A 7,905-nucleotide genomic window follows, 5' to 3' on the forward strand; every position below is an offset into this window, starting at 1 on the left:
ATGCCGAGGGGGAGCCCCGCGGGCAGGGTCCCGGGCATGCCATCCCGATCCCTCCTCCGGGCGACCGCCGTGACCGTCGCCCTGCTCGGCGCCGCCCCGGCCGTCGCGTCGGCCGGAACGACCACCATCGAGGGCGGCGCCCTCGTCTTCCGGGCCGCCCCCGGCGAGGCCAACGACCTCTTCGTCAACCGCGAGGACGACCTGATCGTCGTCGACGACGGGAGCGCCATGACCAACGGCGCGCCCGGCGCGTGCTCGCGCGGCGAGTTCGACCCGCCCGGGCGCCTGCGCTGCCCGTGGCCGGCGGGCGGGGCCCGGGTCGAGCTCGGAGACGGCGACGACCACCTCCGCGTCGGCTTCTCGTGGCCGGCCGACGTGCCGGTGACCGCCGACGGCGGGGCCGGGAACGATGCGCTCGACGGGGGCGACGGCCCCGACGCGTTCCACGGCGGCGACGGCAGCGACGTCCTGGAGGGCAACCAGGGCGCCGACCACCTCTTCGGCGACGCCGGTGCGGACGACCTCGACGGCGACGACGGGGCCGACGAGGTCCGGGGCGGCGACGGGGACGACCTGCTCGCCGGCGGCGGCCTGGCGTCCTTCGCGGACGTGATCGACGGCGGCGCCGGGCGCGACACGCTCAGCCCGTACGAGTACACGGCCCAGGGCGGATCGCCCGTCCAGCCCGTGCGGATCACCCTCGGCGGCGGCGCGGACGACGGCCGGCCGGGGGAGGCCGACGACGTGCAGGGGATCGAGATCGCCCACCTCCTGGTCGCCGCGGACGTCACCGCGGGGGCCGACCCCGTCGACCTTCAGGTGTTCCGCACCGCCGCGGCGCCGTCGCGGCTGGTCGGCAGCCCGGGCGCCGACGTCCTCACCGGCTTCGACTACGACGACGCGATCGTCGGCGGCGCAGGGGACGACGCGATCGTCGGCGGCTACGGGCACGACGCGATCGACCCCGGTCCCGGCCGCGACACCGTCAACGCCGACACCGCGACGGCCTGCAACTTCTTCGAGTGCCGGCCGGCGTACGGCAACGACACCGTCGACGTGCGCGACGGCGAGGTCGACACCGTCGCCTGCGGGGTGGGGCAGGACCGCGTGCTCGCCGACGCCATCGACGTCGTCGCGGCCGACTGCGAGACCGTCGAGCGCCCGAGCGGTGGCGGCGGGGGCGGGGGCGGCGGGAAGACCGGCGGCGACCAGGGCGGGAAGACGCCGACGCCCAAGAAGCTCGCGGTCACGGTCCCCGCCAAGCTGCGGGCGGCCGCGGTGCGGGCGGGCACCCGGCTGTCGGTGGCCGTCCCGAAGGCCGGCCGCGTGACCCTGACCCTGACGAGCGGCAAGGGGCGCAGGGCCCGCAAGGTCGCGACCGGGTCGGCGACGGCGAAGAGGCCGGGGACGATCGGCGTCCGGCTGAAGGCGCTGAAGGCCCAGCGGTCGCGGGTCCGCAAGGGCACGTTCCGGCTGACGGCGACGCTCCGCCCGACCGCCGGCAAGGCCACGACCGTCGTCCGGACCGTGAAGGTCCGATGACCCGCCGCCTGCGCGCCGCGGCGATCGTCGCCCCGGTCCTCGCCGCGCTCGCCGCGACAGCCCCGGCGCACGCCGAGGTCGTTCGCAACATCTACGCGGTCACCTACGACGCCACGGTGCAGTGGAGGCTCGAGGAGGCCTTCCAGGGCGTGTCGAGCTCGGACTCCGTGTCGTACAACGTCGAGGGCCGGCTGCCGAACGTCACGTTCGACGACCTCGTCCTGCAGTCGCCGTCCAGCGTGGTGGTCAAGCAGACGAAGCCCGGGACGATGAAGCTCCGCACCGACAACGCCCAGGGCACGTCGGTCACCTGCACCGGCGGGCCGGTCACGGCCAACGGCATGATCGCCGTGGGGCAGATCGCGGGGAGCAGCGCGTTCTGGATCGCCCCGTGGCTCGCGTCCGAGGGCCCCGTGACCTGCACCGACAGCGACGGCGGCACCGGGACGGGAGAGATGTCCGTCCCAGCACCGAACGCGGCGAACCCCGCGGCCACCGCGGTGCCGCCCGGCGGCGTCCGGCTCAGCCCGTCCTTCGCCCAGCTCGACTCGGGGAGCTGGACCGAGGAGTTCGAGAAGCGCTACACCGGCGAGGAGTGCCCGCGGTACGTCGCCTCGTCGACGACGTCCTGCGCGTGGTCCGTCCAGGGCCGGATCCGCCTGCGCCGGATCGGGCGCGAGACGCGGGCGGACCCCAACGACGAGCTGCTCTCGCCCGCGAAGCCCACGGCGCCGCCGAAGCTCGACTCCGGGCGCCGGAGGGCGAAGGCGACGGTCCGCTGCCCCAAGGCGTGCGACATCGAGGCGCTGATCGGGGCCTTCGGGATGAGGAACGGCCGGCCGCACGTCACCCCGGGCCGGTCGCGGAAGGTGCGGGTGAAGGCGCGGCGGACCGGCACCGTCTCGATCGCGCTGACCGGCGCGCAGCGCGCTGCGGCGGGTAAGGGCACGGCCGTGATGGTCCTGCGGGTGACGATCGGCGGCAAGCGGCGAGAGGCGACCTACCCCCTGCGGTGACGCGGCGGGGACCCCACGACCTTCGGGTTGGTCGTGGGGACCCCGAGGACGCGCCCGCGGGCCGGGGCACCATGGACGGATGCCCCGCACGCGCTCCGGACCCGCGGCCCCGCCGTACCACCGCTCCGGCGAAGGATCCCCGCTGGTGCTCCTCCACGGCCTGACCGGCACGTGGCGGATCTGGCGGCCGGTGATCCCGCTCCTGGAGCCGCACCACGACGTGATCGCCCCGACGCTGCTCGGTCACGCCGGCGGCGCCGCGTACGCGTCCGGCGGCGAGATCAGCGTCAAGTCGCTGGCCGACGACGTGGAGCGCGTCCTCGACGAGGTCGGCGTCGACCGTCCCCACGTCGCGGGCAACTCGCTCGGCGGCTGGCTGTCGCTGGAGCTCGCCGCGCGCGGCCGCCCCGCGTCGGTGATCGCGTTCTCCCCGGCCGGCGGCTGGACCACGGAGGCGCAGCTCGCCCGCGTCTCGAAGCTCATCCTCCAGGGCTTCAAGGCCGCGAACGTCGCGCCCGAGAGCGTCCTGCGGATCCTGCGCCGCCCGCGCGCCCGCCTCTGGGGCTTCCGCAGCACCATGGCCCACGGCGACCGCGTGCCCGCGGCGGCGGCGTTCGAGCTGCTCGACGACCTGGTGTCCTGCTCGGCGCTCGAGCCGATCCTGGAGGCGACGCTGCGGGACGGCCCGTTCGACGGCGACCTGCAGGACGTGACCTTCCCGATCCGCGTGGCGTGGGGCGAGCTGGACCGGACGATCCCGTTCCAGGACTACGGCGAGCCGCTCCTGAAGCACGTGCCGACCGCCGAGCTGCTCGAGCTCCCCGGCGTCGGGCACGTGCCGATGTACGACGACCCGCAGCTGGTCGCGCAGACGATCCTCGACGTCACGGGCGCGGTCGACCGGGCCGCCACGGTCGCCTCGACCGGCCCCTGACCCGCCCCGGCACGACCTCCGACGGGACCCCGACGGGGCCCGGTCCGCGGCCGCGGGCCGGGCCCCGGGTCGTTCCGGGGACTGCCCGCGCGCCACGTCGGGAAGGCCACCGCGCCAGCCTCGCGGCGAGGCGCCACGTTCCGTGGCGTCGCGTGCGGGATCGCACAGAGAAGCGGAGGCGCGACTCCGCATCCGGCGCTACGATCTCGCTCTGTTTGCGGAGCCGCGGCTCCGCTTGTGACCGAGGAGCACCCGATGGCCCGTTCAACCGCCCGCACACCACACCAGCTGACGTTCGTCGTCCTCGCGGCCGGCGTCGCCGCGTACGCGCTGCTGCAGTCGCTGGTCACGCCGGTGCTGCCGACGATCCAGGAGGAGCTCCACACCTCCCAGTCGTCGGTCACCTGGGTGCTGACCGCCTACCTGCTGTCCGCGTCGATCTTCACTCCGATCCTCGGGCGCGTCGGCGACATGGTCGGCAAGGAGCGGATGTTCGTGGCGACGCTCGCCGCGCTCTCCCTCGGCTCCCTGCTCGCGGCGGTCGCCACGTCGATCGACGTGATGATCCTGGCGCGCGTGATCCAGGGCATCGGCGGTGCCGTGCTGCCGTTGGCCTTCGGGATCATCCGCGACGAGTTCCCCAAGGAGAAGGTCGCGGGAGCGGTCGGCGTGATCGCCGCGCTGACCGCCGTCGGCGCCGGGCTGGGCATCGTCCTCGCCGGCCCGATCGTCGACGCGCTGAGCTACCACTGGCTGTTCTGGATCCCGATGATCGTCACGGTGCTGGCGGCGATCGGGGCGCACCTGTTCGTCCCCGAATCACCCGTCCGGACGCCCGGGAGGATCGGCTTCGTCGCGCCGGTCCTGCTGTCCGGCTGGCTCGTCGCCCTGCTCGTCGCCGTCAGCCAGGCCGAGAGCTGGGGCTGGGGCTCGCCGAAGGTCGTCGGCCTGATCGTCCTGGCCGTCATCATCGCCGTCGTCTGGGTGGTCGTCGAGGACCGCTCCGAGCACCCGCTGATCGACATGAAGATGATGCGCGTCCCGGCCGTCTGGACGACGAACCTCGTCGCGCTGCTCTTCGGCATCGGGATGTACGCGGTCTTCGCGTTCCTGCCGGCCTTCCTCCAGACGCAGGAGTCCGAGGGCTACGGCTTCGGCCTCAGCGTCACGAGCTCCGGGCTCCTGCTGCTCCCGATGACCGTGATGATGTTCGTCCTCGGGCTCGTCTCCGGCCGGCTCGCGCACCGCTTCGGCTCCAAGGCCGTCCTGGTCGCCGGGTCCGCGCTCAGCGTCATCCCGTTCGTGATGCTGACCGTGGCCCACGACGAGACGTGGGAGATCGGCGTCGCGATGGCCCTCATCGGCGTCGGCTTCGGCATGGCGTTCGCGGCGATGTCGAACCTCATCGTCGCGGCGGTCCCGCCGCAGCAGACCGGCGTGGCATCGGGCATGAACGCCAACATCCGGACGATCGGCGGCTCCCTCGGCGCCGCGATCATGTCCAGCATCGTGACCGCGGGCGCCACGGCGGACGGCGTCCCGAAGGAGTCCGGCTACACGCTCGGCTTCGGCGTGCTGGCCGGCGCCGCGGTGCTCGCGACCGTCGCGGCCGTCTTCGTCCCGGTGCTGCGCGCCGCGCGGGCCGGCGCCGGGACCGGGGACGGTGCCGGCGGTGCCGACGGGGTCGAGGAGCTGCCGCACCCGGAGCTCGCGCTCGTCGCGGCCGGTACGGTCCGGGGCGACGAACCCGAGTGAGCACCGGAGCGACCCCCACCGAGCGGCCCCTGCGCCGCGACGCCGCGCGCAACCGCGAGCTCCTCGTCGAGGCGGCGGCGACGGTCTTCGCCGAGCAGGGGCTCGACGCGGGGGTCGACGAGGTCGCCCGGGTCGCGGGGGTCGGGGTCGGGACGCTCTACCGGCGCTTCCCGACGAAGGACGCGCTGATCGACGCGCTGGTCCAGGACCTGCTGACCTCGGTGGTCGCCGCGGGGCGCGAGGCGCTGGCGCGCGCCGACGGCACGGGGCTGGAGTCGTTCCTCGCCTACGCAGCAGAGCACCAGGCGCGGAGGCGGGGCTGCCTGCCGCGGCTGTGGGCCGGCGACGAGGTCACCGAGGGCCTGCGCCGCGAGTTCCGCGTCGTCGCGGCCGAGCTGCTCGCCGACGCGCAGGCGCACGGCCGCGTTCGCGGGGACCTGACGTCCCAGGACGTCTCCGTGGTGCTGTGGTCGATCCGCGGCGTCATCGAGACGACGAAGGACGTCGCCCCCGACGCGTGGCGGCGGCACCTCGAGCTGCTCGTGATCGGCCTGCGACCCTCCGACGTGCGGCTCTCGAGCCCGTCGCTGACGGCGGACCAGGCCCAGCGGGTCACCACCCCCGCGCCGCGCCCGCGCTGAGTCCCTGCGCCGAGGCCGATCGTTTGGCACGGGAACATCGGGGCAGTCGCCATGCATGGCCTCTCCCACTGCGGACGAGCGGCCGGTAGCGCAGCTCGTCCACGACCTCTCCCAACAGACGTCCACCCTCGTGCGGCAGGAGCTGAAGCTCGCCCAGCTCGAGATGCAGCAGAAGGGCAAGAAGGCCGGCATCGGTGTCGGGCTCTTCGGCGGCGCGGGCGTCTTCGCCGTCTACGGCATCGGTGCGCTCGTCGCGGCGGCGGTCCTCGGCCTGGCCACCGCGGTCGACGGCTGGCTGGCGGCCCTGATCGTCGCCGTCCTGCTCTTCACCGTCGCCGGCGTCGCCGCGCTGGTCGGCAAGAAGGAGGTCTCCGAGGCGACCCCGCCGGTGCCCGAGCAGGCGATCGGCAGCACCCAGCTGGACGTGCAGGAGATCAAGGACCGGAGCGGACGGGCATGAGCGCGAAGAAGCGGGACGACGAGGCCGTCGCGGAGGACGCCACGCTCGAGCAGGTCGCGGCGGCCGAGCCCGAGCACGCCGGCGAGCCGGAGCTCGTGGGTCACGCGTCCACCCCGGACCCGGCCGAGGCCGGGAGCCCCGAGGAGCTGCGCGACCAGATCGAGGAGACGCGCGAGGAGCTCGGCGACACCGTCGAGGCGCTCGCTCACAAGCTCGACGTGAAGGGGCGCGCCAAGGAGGGCATCGAGGAGCGCAAGCAGCAGGCCAAGGACGGCGCCCAGTACGCGAAGGAGTCCGTCGCCGGGGCGGCCGCGAAGGCCCAGTCCTCGGTCGCGGACGTGGCCGCAAAGGCCCGCGAGAAGGCCACCGGGGTCGCATCGGACGCCCAGGAGGCCGTCGCCGGCGCCGGATCGAGCGTCAGGGACTCCGCCGCGGGTGCGGCGTCGAGCGCCCAGGGCACGGCCGGGCAGGCCGGCCGCGCGGTGCAGGAGCAGAAGGTCCCCGTGGCGGCGGTCGCCGCGGCCGCGGGCGTCCTCGTCGTGGTCCTCGTCTGGCGGAGGCGGTCCCGGTGAAGCTCCTCTACAAGCCCCTCGGCATCGCGTTCGGCGTCCTCGGCGGCCTCGTCGGCGGCGCGATCTTCAAGCAGATCTGGAAGCGGGTCGCCGGCGAGGAGGACGCTCCCGGCGCGCTCCAGAGCGAGTACGGCTGGAAGGAGATCCTCCCGGCCGCCGCGCTGCAGGGCGCGATCTTCGGGGCCGTCAAGGCCGCGACCGACCGGGCGGGCGCGAAGGCGTTCCAGCGGGCCACGGGGGAGTGGCCCGGGGACTGACCCCGGCGCTCCGGCCCCGGCACGCCCCGTGTGTGCCCGAGGTCGCCAAGGGGCCTGCAAGAATCGGTTCAGGACCACCGATTCGGGGAACAGGGAGAGCCATGGAGCACCAGTCGTCAGCGCCGGGACCCGAGGTCGGTTGGGGCGTCGGGCTGGTGGGGTTCATCGCCTCCGCGCTCGCAGGGTGGTTCCTGGACGCCGGCGTCGGCTTCGTCCTCGTCCTGCTGATCTTCTGGGGCGGCATCGGGGCCCTCTTCGCGTTCCTCGTGGAGCGCAGCACGATCGAGGAGCACGACCGCGTGGACGAGCTGCAGAACACGCGCCTCGGCACGCTCGCGCGGGCGCCCGGACCGGTGGCGGGGCCGTCGGTCCGCGCGTCCCGCGAGGACGAGCAGCGGCGGACCACGGAGCGCGAGTCGTCGTCCGTCCGCGCGTCGCGGGAGGACGGCGACCACCGGCCCACCGAGCGCGACACCGGCTCGCCGGACACGAGGGTCGCCCCGCCGGCCGTCGACCGGCCCGCCGTGACGGCCACGCAGGTGGTGCCGTCGCCGCGCGCGTACCGCGAGGCGGACGAGACGCAGCGGGCGCCCCGTCCCGACGGCCCGCGCGCGGGCCGCAGGCCGACGGCGGAGGAGGCGGCCCGGATCGCCGCCCGCCGCGAACAGGGCCCGGTCCCGTCCCGTGACGCCGCGCCCGCGGGCTCCCGCCCGGACCGGCGGACGAAC

General features: G+C 74.9%; 8 protein-coding genes and 1 pseudogene. All 9 read left to right on the forward strand.

What is annotated here, in order from left to right:
• The first annotated feature begins 36 nt into the window (after positions 1-36).
• Complete coding sequence (locus AB0L40_RS08725) at positions 37-1,542, forward strand: hypothetical protein (protein WP_364352226.1); 1,506 nt, start codon at positions 37-39, stop codon at positions 1,540-1,542.
• On the forward strand, positions 1,539-2,558 hold the full coding sequence (locus tag AB0L40_RS08730) for a hypothetical protein (RefSeq protein WP_364352229.1): 1,020 nt from the start codon (positions 1,539-1,541) through the stop codon (positions 2,556-2,558). Before AB0L40_RS08725 ends, AB0L40_RS08730 begins: the two co-directional genes overlap by 4 nt.
• A gap of 79 nt (positions 2,559-2,637) precedes the next feature.
• Complete coding sequence (locus AB0L40_RS08735) at positions 2,638-3,492, forward strand: alpha/beta hydrolase (RefSeq protein WP_364352232.1); 855 nt, start codon at positions 2,638-2,640, stop codon at positions 3,490-3,492.
• Between the two features lie 255 nt (positions 3,493-3,747).
• Positions 3,748-5,247 (forward strand): MFS transporter, encoded by a 1,500-nt coding sequence (locus tag AB0L40_RS08740; RefSeq protein ID WP_364352235.1) that lies wholly within the window; start codon positions 3,748-3,750, stop codon positions 5,245-5,247.
• The gene (locus tag AB0L40_RS08745; protein WP_364352238.1) at positions 5,244-5,888 is read left to right on the forward strand and encodes a TetR/AcrR family transcriptional regulator; all 645 of its coding nucleotides are present in this window, start codon (positions 5,244-5,246) and stop codon (positions 5,886-5,888) included. Before AB0L40_RS08740 ends, AB0L40_RS08745 begins: the two co-directional genes overlap by 4 nt.
• A gap of 55 nt (positions 5,889-5,943) precedes the next feature.
• Positions 5,944-6,348 (forward strand): phage holin family protein, encoded by a 405-nt coding sequence (locus tag AB0L40_RS08750; protein ID WP_364352241.1) that lies wholly within the window; start codon positions 5,944-5,946, stop codon positions 6,346-6,348.
• Complete coding sequence (locus AB0L40_RS08755) at positions 6,345-6,920, forward strand: DUF3618 domain-containing protein (RefSeq protein WP_364352244.1); 576 nt, start codon at positions 6,345-6,347, stop codon at positions 6,918-6,920. Before AB0L40_RS08750 ends, AB0L40_RS08755 begins: the two co-directional genes overlap by 4 nt.
• A complete protein-coding gene (locus tag AB0L40_RS08760) occupies positions 6,917-7,177 on the forward strand; it encodes a DUF4235 domain-containing protein (RefSeq protein WP_364352247.1) in 261 nt (86 codons plus the stop codon). Before AB0L40_RS08755 ends, AB0L40_RS08760 begins: the two co-directional genes overlap by 4 nt.
• 101 nt (positions 7,178-7,278) lie before the next feature.
• Positions 7,279-7,905: pseudogene (locus tag AB0L40_RS08765) on the forward strand (hypothetical protein); the annotation flags it as partial.

It is taken from the genome of Patulibacter sp. NPDC049589, assembly GCF_040675535.1.
GTDB lineage: Bacteria > Actinomycetota > Thermoleophilia > Solirubrobacterales > Solirubrobacteraceae > Patulibacter.